Annotated in this window: 17 protein-coding genes and 1 tRNA gene; 13 read left to right on the forward strand and 5 right to left on the reverse strand. The window is 70.6% G+C overall.

Features of this window, described 5'->3' with window-relative positions; translation table 11 throughout:
• The first annotated feature begins 239 nt into the window (after positions 1–239).
• Both ACWF79_RS27630 and ACWF79_RS27635 read left to right on the forward strand, forming a co-directional pair.
• Complete coding sequence (locus tag ACWF79_RS27630; protein WP_003958712.1) at positions 240–374, forward strand: DLW-39 family protein; 135 nt, start codon at positions 240–242, stop codon at positions 372–374.
• 429 nt (positions 375–803) lie between these two features.
• Positions 804–2,126: a hypothetical protein gene (locus tag ACWF79_RS27635; protein WP_453730911.1), complete on the forward strand. Its 1,323-nt coding sequence runs from the start codon at positions 804–806 to the stop codon at positions 2,124–2,126.
• Positions 2,127–2,135: 9 nt separating this feature from the next.
• Here the strand turns inward: ACWF79_RS27635 and ACWF79_RS27640 are convergent, their stop codons facing one another.
• Together ACWF79_RS27640 and ACWF79_RS27645 are read right to left on the reverse strand one after the other, a co-directional pair.
• Positions 2,136–3,476, reverse strand: coding sequence for a protein kinase domain-containing protein (locus tag ACWF79_RS27640; protein WP_453730871.1), 1,341 nt, complete (start codon positions 3,474–3,476; stop codon positions 2,136–2,138).
• Positions 3,477–3,543: 67 nt separating this feature from the next.
• Positions 3,544–4,092: a helix-turn-helix domain-containing protein gene (locus tag ACWF79_RS27645; RefSeq protein ID WP_362005411.1), complete on the reverse strand. Its 549-nt coding sequence runs from the start codon at positions 4,090–4,092 to the stop codon at positions 3,544–3,546.
• A 129-nt stretch (positions 4,093–4,221) separates the two neighbouring features.
• Here ACWF79_RS27645 and ACWF79_RS27650 point away from each other — a divergent pair.
• The 3 genes from ACWF79_RS27650 (at position 4,222) to ACWF79_RS27660 (ending at position 6,257) form a co-directional block, all read left to right on the forward strand.
• Positions 4,222–4,294 (forward strand) — tRNA-Ala (locus tag ACWF79_RS27650).
• A gap of 151 nt (positions 4,295–4,445) precedes the next feature.
• Positions 4,446–5,705 carry an MFS transporter gene (locus ACWF79_RS27655; protein WP_453730872.1) on the forward strand — a complete coding sequence of 420 codons (1,260 nt, stop codon included), beginning with the start codon at positions 4,446–4,448 and terminating at the stop codon, positions 5,703–5,705.
• A 177-nt stretch (positions 5,706–5,882) separates the two neighbouring features.
• Positions 5,883–6,257 carry a DUF6344 domain-containing protein gene (locus tag ACWF79_RS27660; RefSeq protein ID WP_453730873.1) on the forward strand — a complete coding sequence of 125 codons (375 nt, stop codon included), beginning with the start codon at positions 5,883–5,885 and terminating at the stop codon, positions 6,255–6,257.
• 71 nt (positions 6,258–6,328) lie between these two features.
• On the opposite strand, the gene ACWF79_RS27665 is transcribed toward ACWF79_RS27660, so the two are convergent.
• Positions 6,329–7,081, reverse strand: a complete 753-nt coding sequence (locus ACWF79_RS27665) for a DUF5324 family protein (protein ID WP_453730874.1) — start codon at positions 7,079–7,081, stop codon at positions 6,329–6,331.
• A 168-nt stretch (positions 7,082–7,249) separates the two neighbouring features.
• Here ACWF79_RS27665 and ACWF79_RS27670 point away from each other — a divergent pair, with 168 nt between their 5' ends.
• Together ACWF79_RS27670 and ACWF79_RS27675 are read left to right on the forward strand one after the other, a co-directional pair.
• The gene (locus ACWF79_RS27670; RefSeq protein WP_453730875.1) at positions 7,250–7,798 is read left to right on the forward strand and encodes a peptidylprolyl isomerase; all 549 of its coding nucleotides are present in this window, start codon (positions 7,250–7,252) and stop codon (positions 7,796–7,798) included.
• Positions 7,799–7,955: 157 nt separating this feature from the next.
• On the forward strand, positions 7,956–8,822 hold the full coding sequence (locus ACWF79_RS27675; RefSeq protein ID WP_453730876.1) for a rhomboid family intramembrane serine protease: 867 nt from the start codon (positions 7,956–7,958) through the stop codon (positions 8,820–8,822).
• A gap of 283 nt (positions 8,823–9,105) precedes the next feature.
• Here ACWF79_RS27675 and crgA read toward each other — a convergent pair whose 3' ends face one another.
• Complete coding sequence (crgA, locus tag ACWF79_RS27680; RefSeq protein WP_362005428.1) at positions 9,106–9,360, reverse strand: cell division protein CrgA; 255 nt, start codon at positions 9,358–9,360, stop codon at positions 9,106–9,108.
• Positions 9,361–9,511: 151 nt separating this feature from the next.
• On the opposite strand from crgA, the gene ACWF79_RS27685 reads away from it, so the two are divergent.
• Genes ACWF79_RS27685 through ACWF79_RS27710 form a run of 6 tightly spaced genes read left to right on the forward strand, consistent with a single transcriptional unit; the run spans position 9,512 to position 13,708 of the window.
• A complete protein-coding gene (locus tag ACWF79_RS27685; protein ID WP_453730877.1) occupies positions 9,512–10,279 on the forward strand; it encodes a DUF881 domain-containing protein in 768 nt (255 codons plus the stop codon).
• Positions 10,280–10,294: 15 nt separating this feature from the next.
• Positions 10,295–10,966 (forward strand): class E sortase, encoded by a 672-nt coding sequence (locus tag ACWF79_RS27690; protein ID WP_453730878.1) that lies wholly within the window; start codon positions 10,295–10,297, stop codon positions 10,964–10,966.
• A 56-nt stretch (positions 10,967–11,022) separates the two neighbouring features.
• Complete coding sequence (locus ACWF79_RS27695; RefSeq protein ID WP_361600656.1) at positions 11,023–11,193, forward strand: hypothetical protein; 171 nt, start codon at positions 11,023–11,025, stop codon at positions 11,191–11,193.
• Positions 11,190–11,828, forward strand: a complete 639-nt coding sequence (locus tag ACWF79_RS27700; RefSeq protein WP_453730879.1) for an aminodeoxychorismate/anthranilate synthase component II — start codon at positions 11,190–11,192, stop codon at positions 11,826–11,828. Before ACWF79_RS27695 ends, ACWF79_RS27700 begins: the two co-directional genes overlap by 4 nt.
• On the forward strand, positions 11,825–12,988 hold the full coding sequence (locus ACWF79_RS27705) for a class E sortase (protein WP_453730880.1): 1,164 nt from the start codon (positions 11,825–11,827) through the stop codon (positions 12,986–12,988). The genes ACWF79_RS27700 and ACWF79_RS27705 overlap by 4 nt, the downstream gene beginning before the upstream one ends.
• Before the next feature lie 45 nt (positions 12,989–13,033).
• Positions 13,034–13,708, forward strand: a complete 675-nt coding sequence (locus tag ACWF79_RS27710) for a class E sortase (protein ID WP_453730881.1) — start codon at positions 13,034–13,036, stop codon at positions 13,706–13,708.
• Positions 13,709–13,846: 138 nt separating this feature from the next.
• Here ACWF79_RS27710 and pknB read toward each other — a convergent pair whose 3' ends face one another.
• Positions 13,847–15,871: a Stk1 family PASTA domain-containing Ser/Thr kinase gene (gene pknB, locus ACWF79_RS27715; RefSeq protein WP_453730882.1), complete on the reverse strand. Its 2,025-nt coding sequence runs from the start codon at positions 15,869–15,871 to the stop codon at positions 13,847–13,849.
• Positions 15,872–16,003 lie beyond the last annotated feature (132 nt).

Raw genomic sequence — 16,003 nt, forward strand, 5'->3', positions numbered from 1 at the left:
CAGACGACGCGCGGAGCGTGTTGGGCGAGGTCCCGGAATCCCCATGATCGACCTGATAAGGATGAGGCCACAGGTTCAAATCCTGTTAGCCCCACATCGAAGATCGGCCCGGACGGTTCACCCGTTCGGGCCGATTGCTTTTGGCGGGACGTGCCCGGCCTAGGTCACCGATCGGTATCGGTCCATGTGTAGAGTGGGCGTCAGAAGTCTCCTACGTCAACGAAAGACGAGGTCGCGCGGTGAAGAAGCTTCTCCTGGTCGCACTGGCCGCCATCGGCGGGCTCCTCGTGTACCGCCAGATCCAGGCGGATCGCGCCGAGCAGGATCTGTGGACGGAGGCGACCGACTCCGTGCCCGCAGGTTCGGGTGTCTGAGTCGCACATTGCTTGAGGGCGAAGCCCCGGCCGCGTTCCAGCGGCCGGGGCTTCGCGCTGTTCCGGGGGTTCGGGCGCTGTTCCAGGACCGTGACGACGACACTCTTGAGTTCACCCGAGCAAATCACTACGTTGCGAGAGCAAAATCTGACTCGGGAGTCACGATCCTCCTGCGGATCGAGGTCGCTGTGGAGTCCACGGGGCCCGAGACAGCGGCGGGACGGGCGGGGCAGGATGGGCCGTCACCGAGGCCGCCGGAGCGGGCGGCGCAACGGTCGTACGGATCGCGGGGGCCGTGTTCCTCGTGAGGCGCGTACGGGGCGGGACAGCGACAGACACGAGGAGAGGCGCGTGAAGACGCAGCGCGTGGGGGTTCGGGCGGACGGGGCCGGCGGTTCGCCTCGGGCGGGTCGGCGTTGGGCGGCGGCGCTGGGCGCGACGGTGTGCGCGGCCGTGCTCACGGCCTCGGCGCTCCCCGGAACGGCGTGGGCGGCCGGTGAGGGTCCGTACGGGTTCGACGGTGGTGCCGAGCCGATCAAGGGCGCCGCCACCAGTGCGGACGCACGGCAGTTGACGGCGGGTCAGAGCTACCGGGACGCCATCAAGAAGGACGGCAAGCTCTACTACCGGGTCGACCTCGACGACAAGAAGAACGCGTACGTCTCCGTGGTGGCCGTGCCGAAGCCCGGCGGCAAGCCGGAGTACGGCGACGGCATCAAGGTGACCCTGCAGGACGGCTCCGGCGCGCAATGCGGCTACCAGGACTCCACCTTCGAGTCGGCCGCCTTCACCCGGCCGCTCGCCGCGTACGCCCACCGCACGATCGAGGCCGACAGCTCCACCTGCCAGCAGGCGGGCGCCTACTACGTGCTGGTCGAGCGGACCTCGAAGGCCGTCACCACGCCCGACGACTGGGAACTGGAGATCCGGTACGTCCCCGAGCCGGGCGTGAAGCAGACCGGCCCGACCACACTCCCCGAGAACTGGCCCTCCGCCACACCCCCGCCGCCGACGGGCGGGCCGCAGAAGCGGCAGGGCGGCGCCGGCTTCCACGACGCCACCTCGCTGCGCCAGGGCGAGTGGCGCGCCGACATCAAGCCCGGTCAGACGCTCTTCTACCGGGTGCCCGTCGACTGGGGGCAGCAGATCTTCGCCAGCGCGGAGCTCGGCAGCAGCCCCACCGGCGCCACCGGGTACGTACCCAACGCGCTGGTGCTCTCGCTCGACAACCCGGCCCGCGGCCATGTCGACCAGGACACCGTCAGCTACGACGGCAAGCCGGCCACGCTGGCGCTCGACCCGCACCGGCCGGTCGCCTTCGAGAACCGTTACGCCTCCAACAGCTACACCAACGCCCTGCGGTTCGCGGGCTGGTACTACCTGACGGCGACGCTCAGCCCGGAGATCGTCAAGGAGTACGGGGACAAGCCGGTGCCGCTGATCCTGCGGGTGAACGTCACCGGGACGGCGAAGGCGGGCCCCGCGTACGACGGTGACGCGGGCCCCTTCAAGGTCACCGCCGACGACCGGGACGCGGCCGCCAGCGGGGCGAGCGGGGCCGAGGCGCAGACGGACGACGGCATGGTCCTGGTCGCGGCGGCCGGGTTCGGCGCCGGAACGGTGCTGCTCGTCGGGCTCGGCGTCTGGACCCTCGCGGGGCGGCGACAGGCCAGGAGGGACGCGGCGCGGGGCGCGTCACAGGGTGGACCGCAGGGCGGGCCGCCGCAGTTCGGGCCGCCGACGGCCTGGTAGCCGCGCCGGTCAGGTCTGGGTGAGCGCCCAGATGCCGACGGCGAAGCAGACCAGCGCGAGGAACAGCACCGGGACCGCCACCTTCGGGGGCGGTCCCGGTCGCTTTGCCGGGGCCGCCGCGAGGACGGAGGGTGCCGGCTGGGTGGGAACCTGTCCGGCCTGAGCGGTGTACTGAACCGTGGAGGCGTGGGGGCGCGACACCGCGGCCGTCGGGGGGTGGGCGAAGTCCGTGGCGGCGGGAAGGGGGGAGCCCGCGTGGGCGGAGGAGGCGGGGGCCGGCTGTGCGGGCGGCGGGGGCAGGTGGAAGCTGCCCGTCTCTGAAGGGCTCGGCAGGGGCCGCTGGGGCTGATCCGGTGCCTGCTCCGGACCCTGGTGGGGGTGTGGTGGTACGTCCACGGGAGCGGCGGTCGGCGTGTGTGGGGGCGCGGCCGGGGCCTGGGGCTGTGGGGCCGGGTCCTTGGGGGCCGGAGTCTCGGGGCCGTTCGGGCCGAAGCCGGCGGGCAGCGGGCCGATCTGGTCGAAGACCTCGACCGGCTCCTCGTCCGGGCGGGGCTCGGGCAGCATCTCGATCGCCGCGGTCAGCGCCTTGCGTACGCCCGTGGCCGTCTTGAAGCGGGCCTGCGGGTCCGGCTGGAGCAGGCCGGCCAGGACCTGCCACAGCGGCTCGGGGATCCCCTGCGGGGCTCCCGGCGTCCCGTGCGTCATGAAGTACTCGATCAGGGCCCGGGAGTCCGGCTTCTGGCCCTGGAGCAGATAGAGCGCGACCAGGCCGACGGCGAAGAGGTCGGCCGGGAAGTCCGGCTCCGCGCCGAGCATCTGCTCGGGCGCGAAGTAACCGGGCGTCCCCACCACGTAGTTGGTCTCCGTGAGGCGGGGCTCGCCCTTGCGCATCGAGATGCCGAAGTCGGACAGCCGCAGATGCGGCCGCCCGGTTCCGGTGACGTCGAGCAGGATGTTCGCCGGCTTGATGTCGCGGTGCACGACCCCCTCCGCGTGCACCGCGGCAAGTCCGGAGAGCAGCTGGTCCAGCAGGGTGCAGACGAAGCGCGGCGGCAGCGGGCCGTAGTCGCCGATGACGTGCGCCAGAGACCCGCCGGCCACCAGATCCATGGTGAACAGCACCTTGTCGTCGTCGGCGGCCCAGCTGGCCGGGGCGAGGACGTGGGGGTGGTCGATCCGGAGGGCCTGCTCCCGGACGAAGCGGAGCAGCGTGTGGGCGTCGCTCTGCTGGAGCACCTTGGCCGCCACGTACCGGCGGCGCCGGTGGTCCCACGCCCGCCAGACCGCTCCGACACCGCCCCGTCCGATCGGGTCGACCAGTTCGTACCGACCAGCGAAGACCTCACCCATTGCGCTGCGCCCGCTCCCCGTCGTGCCTCGTCGGGCCGGCAGTGGACGCCGGACCGGCTGCTCTGCGTCAGTTCTGGTGCGACTCGTAGTGGGCGACCGCGTCGGCGGTGCGCCCGGCGCCGTACACCCGGAGGAACTCTGCCAGTTCCGGGTGGGCGGGGGCGAGGGAGTCGGCCGCATCGATGATGTCGCCGGCGGCCGCGACCGAGCGCAGCAGCGACTGGATCTCGCGGACCACCCGGCGCACGGTCGGCGCACCGGAGCTGGTGGTGGTCTGGCTGGTGCCGGTGAGCACGGAGCCGCCCTGGGACTTCTTGATCTCGTCCATGCGGTCGGTGGCCTCGGCGGCGCTGACACTGCCGTCGGCGACCTGGCCGGCGAGCTCCTGCAGAGCCTGGACACGCTGGACGACGGCCGGGTTGCCGATCTTGGCTCGCTGGCCGCTCATCAGCTGGGAGAGCATGGGTGCCGACAGTCCGAGCACAGCCGCGAGCCGGGCCTGATTGAGGCCGAGATCGTCGATCAGTCGACGGAAGAGCGCCCCCAGCGGCTCTCCGTACCAACTGCGCTGAAGCTCGCGGGCTCTTGCCGTGGCTTCTTGCTGCACTGCGTCCATTACGTCTCCCCATCCCTTAGGTTCGCCACTGCGAACCTCGATCAGCATCTTACGGAGCGTGGTCGCCGACCGGGAGTCCCAATCCTTTTGCGGGAAAGAGGGGGTGACCCGGTACTCTGTTCTCGTTCCGGGGCCTTAGCTCAGTTGGTAGAGCGCTGTCTTTGCATGGCAGATGTCAGGGGTTCGACTCCCCTAGGCTCCACCGGACAAGCCCCTCCGAGCCGTGGAAACGCGGCGCGGAGGGGCTTTTGTCCGTGCCCCGTCGACCCTGTCGTGCGCCCCTTGATTGGCCCACGATCAGGGGGCCGCATTGGACCTGCCCCGCTGGGCCACCGGGCCCTAGCGTCGTGTCCATGGCGAACCCTTCCTCCCCGGTACCGCAGGCTTCCCGGGCTCCCCGCGCGCTGCTCCTCGCCCAGCTGAGCAACGCGATCGGCGACGGCGCCTTCTACGTCACCTCCGCCCTCTACTTCAGCCAGATCGTCGGCCTGTCCGCCGCCCGGATCGGCATCGGCCTCACCCTCGCCTGGGCCGTCGGATCGGTCGCGGGAGTCTGGCTCGGGCACCTCGCCGACCGGCGCGGACCGCGCACCACCGCCGTCCTGCTCGCCCTCGCCACGGCTGCGGCCGTCGCCTCGTTCCTCCTCATCCGCTCCTTCGTGCCGTTCCTCGTCGCCGCCGCCGTGTACGCCACCGCCCAGAGCGGCCTCGCCGCCGCCCGCCAGGCGCTGCTCGCCGGGCTCGTCGAACCCTCGGCCCGTACGGAGGTACTGGCAAGGCTGCAGTCCACCCTCAACGCGGGGCTCGCCATCGGCGCGGGCCTGGGCGGGCTCGCCCTGCACGCCGGCACGCGCACCGCATACCTCTCCGTCTTCGCGCTGGACGCGGTCGGCTTCCTGGTCTGCGCCCTGCTGCTGCGCGGACTGCCCTGTGTGGCACCCGCCCCGGCGGCGGCCGTCGGCGAGCCGCGCCTGGCGGTGCTCCGCGACCGCCCGTACGCGCTGCTCACCCTCCTCAACGCGCTGATGCTGCTGCGGCTGCCGCTGCTCAGCCTCGCCCTGCCGCTGTGGATCGTGCAGCGCACCGCGGCGCCCGGCTGGATCGTGTCGGCGCTCTTCGTCCTCAACACCGGTGTCGTGATGCTCTTCCAGGTGCGGACGGCGCGGAAGGTCACCGGCCTTCCCCAGGCCACGCGCGCGGTGGGCCGGGCCGGTGTCGTCATGCTCGCCTCGTGCGCCGTCTTCGCCGCGACGGCCGCCGGCCTCGGGCCGTGGACGACCGTGGGTGTCCTCGTCCTCGGCGTGGCGCTGCAGGTGGTCGCCGAGATGCGCCACTCCGCGGGTTCCTGGCAGATCGGGTTCGCCCTCGCGCCCGCGGGCCGGATCGGCCAGTACCAGGGCTTCTACGGCACCGGCGTCCCCGTGGCGCGGACCCTCGGCCCGTTCCTGGTCACGGCGCTTCTGGTCACCTGGGGCGCGCCCGGCTGGCTGGTGCTCGGCGGGATCTTCCTGCTGGTCGGGGCGGTCACCGGGCCCGCCGTGCGCTGGGCCGAGCGGTCCCGCACGCAGGCGCCCGCGGCACGGGGCGCGACGGAGCTGCTCGGCGCGCATTGAGCCGGACGAGTGGTGTTCATCGGAAGAACTGCGCGCGGACGGCGTCGCTCCGGGACATCCGGATCCGCGTCCCCATCATGAGGAATGTACGAAAAACGCGCAATCCAAAATGAACCATCCGAGAACCTGACGAACACCACGACCGTCTTGAGCACCACGTCACGAAAGCGAGGGGCCATGGCCACCGCCAAGGTCAAGCAGTTCTGGACCGCCTTCATCTCCGTACTCTTCGCCCTGCTCGCCTCCGTCGGCCTGGCGTCCACCGCCGCCGCCGCGCAGGCCCCCGCCGTCCAGCAGCCGGAGGAGCCGGCCGCCGCCCCCGCCCCGGCCGGAGCGCGCAGCGCCGTCTCCGTACCGGCCCAACGGGCCGCGTATCAGTGGCCCACCACGGTGCGCGAGCGCTCGCTGCCGCCCACCATCAAGCAGCGCATCGGCGCCGAGGCGCACAACTCCTCGCCCTCCGTACGCCACCTGCGCGCCGACGCCCCGACCGAGACGACGCTCGCGGACCAGACGGAGCTGTCGGGCCTGGCGCTCGCCGCGGCGGCCTAGGGCGCGGGGAGTCGAGTCGCTCCTCCCCACGTCCACCGCCGCACGCCACCCGTACGCGGAGGAAGCCCCCGTCAGCGACGCTCGTCGCGATCCGGGTCCACCTCCCCCTCGGCTTCGGCCTCCTTGGCCTCCACCTCGGGATCGAGAGCTCCACTGCCGTCGACGGACGACAGCGGCGAGGTCCGGGACGACGGTTCCGCGAGACTCTCATCGACCTCGGTAGGAGCGGGCGGTTCGACCAGCCAGTCCGGGTTGGCCTGCTTGTCCCACCACTTCCACGCACAGAACGCGCCGGCGGCCACCACGCCCAGGACAGCGAGTCCCGTGGCGACACGTCCGGCCCTGGCACGGCGCTCGTGCTTGCGCACGAGCTTCTCGATCTCCCTCGGTGTCACCTGACCGCGCAGCGCGGCCCAGGCGGCCACCGAACGCGATCCGGCCTCGTCGAGAACGGGACCGGTGGCGGCCACCGCCTGCTCGACACGCGGAACGGTGTAGTCGGCCGCCTGACGGGCGGCCTTGCGGGTGACCTGCGCGGCGCGATGCGCGGCGTCGTCGACCCGCGGCGGTACATGAGGTGCGACATGGCATCGGTACTGCACACGAGCTTGCTTACGGGCCTGCTGAGCGGCCTGTGAGACCTTCGGCCCGAGCCGGACACGTGCCTCGTGCGCATAGCGCGCGGCCTGGTCCTTGGCTGTGCCGGCGTACTGAGCGGCCTGCTCCTTGGCCGTGTCCGCATAGGGCGCCACCACTTCCGCGGCGTGCAGCACGCTGTCCTTGGCCGAATCGGTCGCCGCGCGCACGCTGTCCATCCGGGTCACGGGATCCTCCTACTCGGTGGTGTCGCTTTTTCGCCTTTCCACCCTTTTCGAAATCATGCCTGCCCGATCGCGGTCCGGCATGCGGGGCGGGCATCCGGGGCATACCCACGACGCTTCCGTGCGAGGATGCGATGCGCGTCAGTGTGCAGACTTACGGGAAGGCGGGCCGTGGCCGAGCAGCTCTACGCCACTCTCAGGACCAGCAGGGGTGACATCGAGATCCGGCTGCTGCCGGACCACGCCCCCCACACGGTCAGGAACTTCACCGAACTCGCCCGGGGCGAGCGGGAGTGGACGCACCCGGCGACCGGCAAGGTCGCCGCGGACCGGCTGTACGACGGCACCGTCTTCCACCAGGTCATCGAGGGCTTCATGATCCAGGGCGGGGACCCGCTGGGGAACGGCACGGGCGGACCGGGCTACGAGTTCGCCGACGAGTTCCACCCGGAGCTCTTCTTCGACCGTCCTTATCTCCTGGCCATGGCCAACGCCGGGCCGGGCACCAACGGCTCGCAGTTCTTCATCACCGTCGGCGCGACGACCTGGCTGAACCGCAAGCGCACGATCTTCGGCGAGGTCCTCGACGCGAAGAGCAGGAAGGTCGTCGACGCGATCGCGTCGGTGCCGGTCAACCCGAACACCAAGCGGCCGCTGGACGACGTGGTCCTGGAGTCGGTCCTCATCGAGACCCGCACCCCCGCCGTACCGCCGAGCTGACCCCTCGGCCCACCTTGGCCGACCGGGCCCGCCGGCCCGTCCCCGTCGACCGGGCCGGCCGCCCCGCCGGTCGATCAGGGAACCTTTCCGCTCCGCCCGTCCGTACAGGTAAGGCGGGGCGCTGCCTCGCCGCCCCATCTCCTCGGGAGGGACCTCCATGGAGCCGCAGTCCGGCCTGCCGCGCTGTTACCGCCATCCGGACGTCGAGACAGGCATCCGCTGCACCCGCTGCGACAAGCCGATCTGCCCGCAGTGCATGGTCTCGGCGTCCGTCGGCTTCCAGTGCCCGGACTGTGTGCGCGGCGGCTCCGGCACGGGGCACGCGCCCGACGCCAACCAGCCCCGGACGCTCGCCGGCGGCCGGGTCGCGTCGGACGGACGTCTCGTCACCAAGATCCTCATCGCGATCAACCTCGCCCTCTTCATCGCCGTCCAGGTGGCCGGCGACCGGGTCGTGGACGAGCTGTCGCTGATCGGCTACGCCTTCAGCCCGCCGCTCGGCGAGGTGGTGGGGGTTGCCGACGGAGAGTGGTACCGGCTGCTGACCTCGACCTTCCTCCACCAGGAGGTCGCGCACTTCGTCTTCAACATGCTGGGACTCTGGGTCATCGGCGGCATCGTCGAACCGGAGCTCGGCCGGATCCGGTTCGCCGCGCTCTGTCTGCTCTCCGGACTCTCCGGCTCCGCCCTCGCCTATGCGGTGGCCGCGCCGAACCAGGCCTCGCTGGGCGCCTCCGGCGTCGTCTTCGGCCTGATCGGAGCCTGGGCGGTCCTCACCCGGCGACAGCGGTACGACATGCGGCCGGTGGCCCTCTTCGTCGCTCTGTCGCTGCTGCTGACCTTCACCCGACCCGGGATCTCCTGGGAGGCGCACATCGGCGGACTCGTCGGCGGAGCGCTGGTGGCCTACGGTCTGCTGCACGCGCCGAAGGCCCGGCGGAACGTCGTGCAGTACGGCGCCTGTGGACTGGTGCTCCTGATCGATCTGGGCATGGTCCTGGCTCGCTCAGCCGCGCTCACCTGAGCGACGAGGGCTGTGGACGAGCTTCTGGCGAAGCTTTCCCCAGAGTTATCCACAGTGCGTGGTGGATCTTGTGCACCTCGTGGAGAACGACCGCGCCCCCCGCTCCTGAGCTGGCCTTTTCCAGCAGGAGCGAGGGGCGTCGTGGATGCCGGGCGGCGCCGCCGCAGTCACACCGGCGTCAACCCGGCCTGAGTTATCCACAGATCTTCGTAAGTTATCCAGTGCTGTGCACAACGCTGTGGATAAGTTCAGGGCAAGGCTTGACGGGCGCGTCGGGCGCCCGCTACTTCCACTGCGTGGAGACGCCGAACCCGGCCGCGATGAACCCGAAGCCCACCACGATGTTCCAGTTGTTGAGGGACTTCACCGGCAGCGAGCCGTCGGTGACGTAGAAGACGACGATCCACACGAGCCCGATCAGGAACAGCGCCAGCATCACCGGAGCCACCCAGCTGCGGTTGGTCAGCTTGATGTTGGTGGCCTGCTTGGCGGGCGGGGGCGTGAAGTCGGCCTTCTTGCGGATACGTGACTTCGGCACGAGGGACTCTCCTGTCGATGCGCTGCGTGACCGCGCAGGGAACTGTGGCTGGCGCCGGGGTGGGACGGCTGGGTGACGTAGGAGGACCACTGCGTCCCCCGGGCGTCCGTTAGCGTAGTGCTTCCACGGCACCGAAGGGGATCAGGGTACGTTGAGCAATTCTGCCGACTCTTCCCCCGGGCCGGGTCGACCCACCAGGTGGCGCCCCGTCCGGGTGCTCACCGCTGCTGTCTTCGCGCTCGCCGGGCTCATCTTCGTGACCAGCTTCAACACCGCGAAGGGCACGAACATCCGGACCGACGCCTCCCTCCTCAGGCTCTCCGACCTGATCCAGGAGCGCAGCCACAAGAACGCCGGCCTGGACGAGTCCACCGCCGCCCTGCGTGACCAGGTCGACTCCCTCGCCGCCCGCGACGACGGCTCCACGAGCGCCGAGGACAAGCGGCTGCACGCCCTGGAGGCGGCCGCCGGGACCACCGAGACGTCCGGGGCGGGCCTCACCGTCACCCTCAACGACGCCCCGCCGAACGCCCAGGCCGCCCCCGGCTACCCCGAGCCGCAGGCCAACGACCTCGTCATCCACCAGCAGGACCTCCAGGCGGTCGTGAACGCGCTCTGGCAGGGCGGCGCCCAGGGCATCAAGGTCATGGACCAGCGGCTCATCTCGACCAGCGCCGTGCGCTGCGTGGGCAACACCCTGATCCTCCAGGGACGGGTCTACTCACCGCCGTACAAGATCACCGCCGTGGGTGACCGGGGAAAGCTGGCCAAGGCGCTCGCCGCTTCGCCGGCCGTGCAGAACTACCAGCTGTACGTGAAGGCCTACGGGCTCGGCTGGAAAGTCGACGAGCACAAGGCGGTGACTCTTCCCGGCTACTCCGGCACAGTGGATCTCCACTACGCGAAGCCGGTGAGCTGACGCCTGGGGGACCCGATGCGGCTGATCGTCAGGACGTTCAGCGAGCTGTGCCTCACCGTCGGGACCCTGATCGTCCTCTTCGTCGGGTACCTCATGTTCTGGACCGGCGTGCAGGCCCAGAGCGCGAGCGCCGGGCAGATCGACACCCTGGAACGGCAGTGGGTGGACCGCCCGGTGGCCGACACCGCCCCGGCACCGCCGGCTCCGAAGCCGTACACGGCCGGCCGGGGCATCGCCGTGATGTACGTCCCCCGGCTCGGCAAGGACTGGGAGTGGCCCGTCCTGGAGGGCACGTCCCCGGCCGTCCTCAAGAAGGGCCTCGGCCACTACGCCGCCACCGCCCGCCTCGGTGAGACCGGCAACTTCTCCGTCGCCGGCCACCGGCGCACGTACGGAGATCCGTTCAAGGACTTCCCCCGGCTGCGGCCGGGTGACGCGGTCGTCCTCACCGACGGCACCACCTGGTTCACGTACCGCGTCGAACGCGCCCCGTACCGGACCGTCCCCACCGACGTCGGCGTGATCGACCCCGTCCCGCGCAGGTCCGGCTTCGACGGTCCGGGGCGCTATCTCACCCTCACCACCTGCGAGCCGGAATGGGGCAGCAGCCACCGGCTGATCGTCTGGGCGCACCTCGACGCCACCCAGCCTGTGACGCAGGGCAAGCCACCGGCTTTGGCGGGCTGACCCCTCAACGATCCTTCGGACCCGTACTCTGGTGCCCGTAACGAACGGAAGGGGCAGTGGACGTCATGTACGGCTGGATCTGGCGGCATCTGCCGGGCAACGCGTGGGTCCGGGGCATCATCTCGCTCGTCCTCGTCCTGGGAGTCGTGTACGCCCTCTTCCAGTACGTGTTCCCCTGGGCGGAGCCTCTGCTTCCGTTCAACGATGTGACGGTGGACGGCCAGTGAGCGCGCGGATTCTCGTCGTCGACAACTACGACAGCTTCGTCTTCAACCTCGTTCAGTACCTCTACCAGCTCGGCGCCGAGTGCGAGGTGCTGCGCAACGACGAGGTCGAGCTGAGCCACGCCCAGGACGGCTTCGACGGCGTCCTGCTCTCGCCCGGTCCGGGCGCGCCCGAACAGGCCGGTGTCTGCATCGACATGGTGCGCCACTGCGCGGCGACCGGGGTGCCGGTCTTCGGTGTCTGCCTGGGCATGCAGTCGATGGCCGTGGCGTACGGCGGTGTCGTCGACCGCGCCCCCGAGCTGCTGCACGGCAAGACCTCGCTGGTCACGCACGAGGGCCAGGGGGTCTTCGCGGGCCTGCCGTCGCCGTTCACGGCGACCCGCTACCACTCGCTGGCCGCCGAGCCCGCGGCGCTGCCGGCCGAGCTGGAGGTCACGGCGCGCACGGAGGACGGCATCATCATGGGCCTGCGCCACCGCGAACTCGCGGTCGAAGGTGTGCAGTTCCACCCCGAGTCGGTGCTCACGGAGCACGGCCACCTGATGCTCGCCAACTGGCTGGAGCGGTGCGGCGACAAGGGGGCGGTGGGCCGGTCGGCGGGGCTCGCGCCGGTGGTGGGCAAGGCCGTCGCGTGACGGCGGGGTCGCCGTGGTTCCGGGCGACGAACCTGCCGGAAGAGGAGCAGGAGCCCGTACCGCCGCAGACGCAGGCGATACCGGGGCCCGTGGCGGGGTACGAGGCGCCGGTCCACGAGGACCCGGCGTACGCGTACCAGCAGGAGTACGCGTACGAGCCGATACCGGACGCCGGGGCCGTACCGGACCCGGTCGGTGGCCCCGCGCCGGCCCCCGAGAGTCCGTACGAAGCGCCGCAGGAGGCCTACGAGGCCCCGTACGAGCCTCGGGACGAGACGATGGCCCTGCGGACGGTGGAGTCCTCCGGGGCGCCTGAGACGCCCGTGACGCCGCTTCCCGGCCCCGGCAGGGCCGAACGCCGACGCGCCGCCAAGGGCAAGGGGAAGGGCCGCCGTGGTGGACCGGCGTCCGCGCCGCACGCCGAGGGCCCCGCCACGCCCGCCGCGCCGATGTCCCGCGTCGAGGCCCGGCGCGCCGCGCGCGCGGCCAAGGACAGCGTCGGCGTCGTCGCCAGCCGGGTCGTGGGCGAGCTGTTCATCACCTTCGGCGTCGTGATGCTGCTCTTCGTCACGTACCAGCTGTGGTGGACGAACGTACGCGCCGACCAGCAGGCGAACCAGGCCAAGGGGCAGATCGAGGACGCCTGGACCAAGGGCAGGGCGCCGGGCGCCTTCGAGCCGGGACAGGGCTTCGCCATCATGTACATCCCCAAGCTGGACGTGGTCGTCCCGGTCGCCGAGGGCATCAGCAAGCCCAAGGTCCTGGACCGGGGCATGGTGGGCCACTACAGCGAGGGCACGCTGAAGACGGCGATGCCCGGCGACAAGCAGGGCAACTTCGCGGTGGCCGGGCACCGCAACACGCACGGCGAACCGTTCCGGTACATCAACCAGTTGAAGCCCGGCGACCCGATCGTCGTGGAGACGCAGGACGCGTACTACACGTACGAGATGGCCAGCATCCTCCCGCAGACGGCGCCGTCGAACGTCGCGGTGATCGACCCGGTGCCCAAGCAGTCCGGCTTCAAGGAGCCGGGACGCTACATCACGCTGACGACGTGTACGCCCGAATTCACCAGTACGTACCGCATGATCGTGTGGGGCAAGATGGTCGAGGAACGCCCGCGCAGCAAGGGAAAGCCGGACGCGCTCCTAGGCTGAGAGCCGATCGACGAACGACCCCACACCTCAGGACAGGACGACGCAGTGGCACGTGCGCGCAACTGGATCGCCGGAGTCATCAGTGTCTTCGGTGAACTCCTCATCACCGCGGGCCTGGTGCTCGGTCTCTTCGTCGTCTACTCCCTGTGGTGGACGAACGTCCTGGCCGACCGGGCCGCCGACAAGGACGGCGACCAGGTCCGCGACCAGTGGGCGGCCGGCCCCGGCGCCCTGGACACCAAGGACGGCATCGGCTTCCTGCACGTCCCGAAGATGGGCGGCGACGAGATACTCGTGAAGAAGGGCACCGACAGCAAGACGCTGAACAACGGTGTCGCCGGCTACTACACGGAGCCGGTCAAGTCCGCCCTCCCCCAGGACAAGCAGGGCAACTTCACGCTTGCCGCGCACCGCGACGGGCACGGGGCGAAGTTCCACAACATCCACAAGTTGAAGAACGGCGACTCGATCGTCTTCGAGACCAAGGACACCTGGTTCGTCTACAAGGTCTACAAGAGCCTGCCGGAGACGACGAAGTACAACGTGGACGTCCTCCAGCCGGTCCCGAAGGAATCGGGCAAGTCGAAGCCGGGCCGCTACATCACGCTGACGACCTGCACGCCGATGTACACCTCGGACTTCCGCTACATCGTCTGGGGCGAGCTGGTCCGCACGGAGAAGGTCGACGCCGAGCGCACACCGCCGGCCGAACTGCGCTGACCCGGGCGGGTACGCGGAGAGCCCCGGCATCCTTCCGGATGCCGGGGCTCTCCCCTTGTGTGCTCGCGGCTGCGGCTTCAGGCCGAGGAACTGCCGACCAGTCGCAGGCCTGCCGACTGATCGCCGGCGCCCTGCCGACTAGTCGAAGAAGCCGCCGCCGTTGCCGCCGTTGTTGCCGTTGCCGTCGCCGCCACCACCGGTCGTGAAGACCGTGACGGTCTGCCCGGTGGTGACCTGGCTGCCCTCCGGCGGGTTCGTGCCGAAGACCGTGGCGTCGCCCTTGTCCGAGCCCTGCTGCTGCACGACCAGGCCCAGGGCCTCCAGCTGCGCCTTCACCTCGTCGAACTTCTTGCCCGTCAGACCCGTCGGAATGGTCGTCTGCGTCTGCTGCGGGCCCTTCGAGACCCTCAGCGTGATCTGGACGTCCTTGGGCTGGTTGGTGTTGCCGTTCGGCGTCATCCCGAGGACCGTGCCGGCGGGCTGCTGCGAGTCCTCGTCCTGGCGGGCGACGTTCTCGAAGCCGAGCGTCTTGAGGTCCTGGATGGCCTGGTCGACGTTACGGCCGGTGACGTCGGGCAGCAGCGACTTCCCCTGCTTCGCCACCGTGATCGTGACCTCGGAGTTCTGCTCCGCCTTGGAGCCGCCCGTCGGGTTCTGCTTCAGAACCTTGCCCGGGTCCTCGTCGGACTCCTCCTGCTTGACGACGACCTTGAAGCCCTTGTCCTTCAGGAGCTGCTCCGCGCTCTCCTGGGACTTCTCCAGCACGTCCGGGACCTCGATCTGCGGCGCGCCCTCGGAGACGACGACGGAGATCGTCTCACCGACGGTCATCTTCGCCGTGCCGTCGGCCGCCGGCGTCTGGCTGCAGATCTTGCCCTTCGGCTGCTCGCACCGGTCGGTGCTCGACTGGACGACCTTCACCTGGGCGTTGAGCGCCGCGTTGTTGGCCTCCGCCATCGTGTGACCGACCAAGGAGGGGACCGTCACCTGCTGCGGATCCTTCTCGGTGTCGAAGATCGAGCGGCCGATGAGGATCGCGCCGACCAGCACCAGGATGCCCGCGAGGACCAGCAGGATCGTCGAGGTGTTCGACTTCTTCTGACGGCGGCGGTCCGGGCGGTCGTCGTAGCCGTAGCCGCCGTCGTCCGGGTTCATCGGCGGCAGCATGGACGTCTGGCCCGCCGCGTCGGTCTGGCGCAGCGCGGTCGTCGGCTGGTCGTCCGGGGCGTAGCCGCCGTAGCCGTTGCCGTAACCGCCGCCGTACGCCGCCGCGCCCATCGCCGCGGCAGCCGCGACGGGCTGGCCGTCGAGGCAGGCCTCGATGTCGGCGCGCATCTCGTCGGCGGACTGGTAGCGGTAGTCGGGGTCCTTGACCAGCGCCTTCAGGACGATGGCGTCCATCGAGGGCGTGATCTCGGGGTCGAAGTTGCTCGGCGGCTGCGGCTCCTCCCGTACGTGCTGGTAGGCGACCGCGACCGGGGAGTCGCCGACGAACGGCGGCCGGACGGTCAGCAGCTCGTACAGCAGGCAGCCGGTGGAGTACAGGTCGGAGCGGGCGTCGACCTGCTCGCCCTTGGCCTGCTCCGGGGAGAGGTACTGGGCCGTGCCGATCACCGCGGCGGTCTGCGTCATGGTCATGCCCGCGTCGCCCATGGCGCGCGCGATGCCGAAGTCCATGACCTTGACCTGGCCGGTGCGCGTCAGCATGACGTTCGCCGGCTTGATGTCGCGGTGCACGATGCCGGCGCGGTGGGAGTACTCCAGCGCCTGGAGGATGCCGACGGTCATCTCGAGCGTCCGCTCGGGCAGCAGCTTGCGCCCGGAGTGCAGCAGCTCACGGAGGGTCGAGCCGTCGACGTACTCCATCACGATGTACGGGATGGAGACCCCGGAGCCCGCGCCGGCGCCGCCGTCGTACACCATGTCCTCGCCGGTGTCGTAGACCGCGACGATCGCAGGGTGGTTGAGCGAGGCGGCCGACTGGGCCTCACGGCGGAACCGGGCCTGGAAGGACGGGTCGCGGGCGAGGTCGGCCCGCAGCGTCTTCACGGCGACGGTGCGGCCGAGCCGGGTGTCGTGGGCGAGGTAGACCTCTGCCATGCCACCACGGCCGAGCACCGAGCCCAGCTCGTACCGGCCGCCGAGGCGACGCGGCTCTTCCATAACTGATCCAGCCCTCTCCGTCTGTCCCGACCGCACCCGTGTGTGGTCCGGCGGTGTGCTGTTCGCGCAAAGGCTACCGGCCACGGGAGGGCGATCCGCCCGTGACCGCTACCTGATACCTGACCGGTACCT

It is taken from the genome of Streptomyces sp. NPDC054975 (assembly GCF_053609105.1).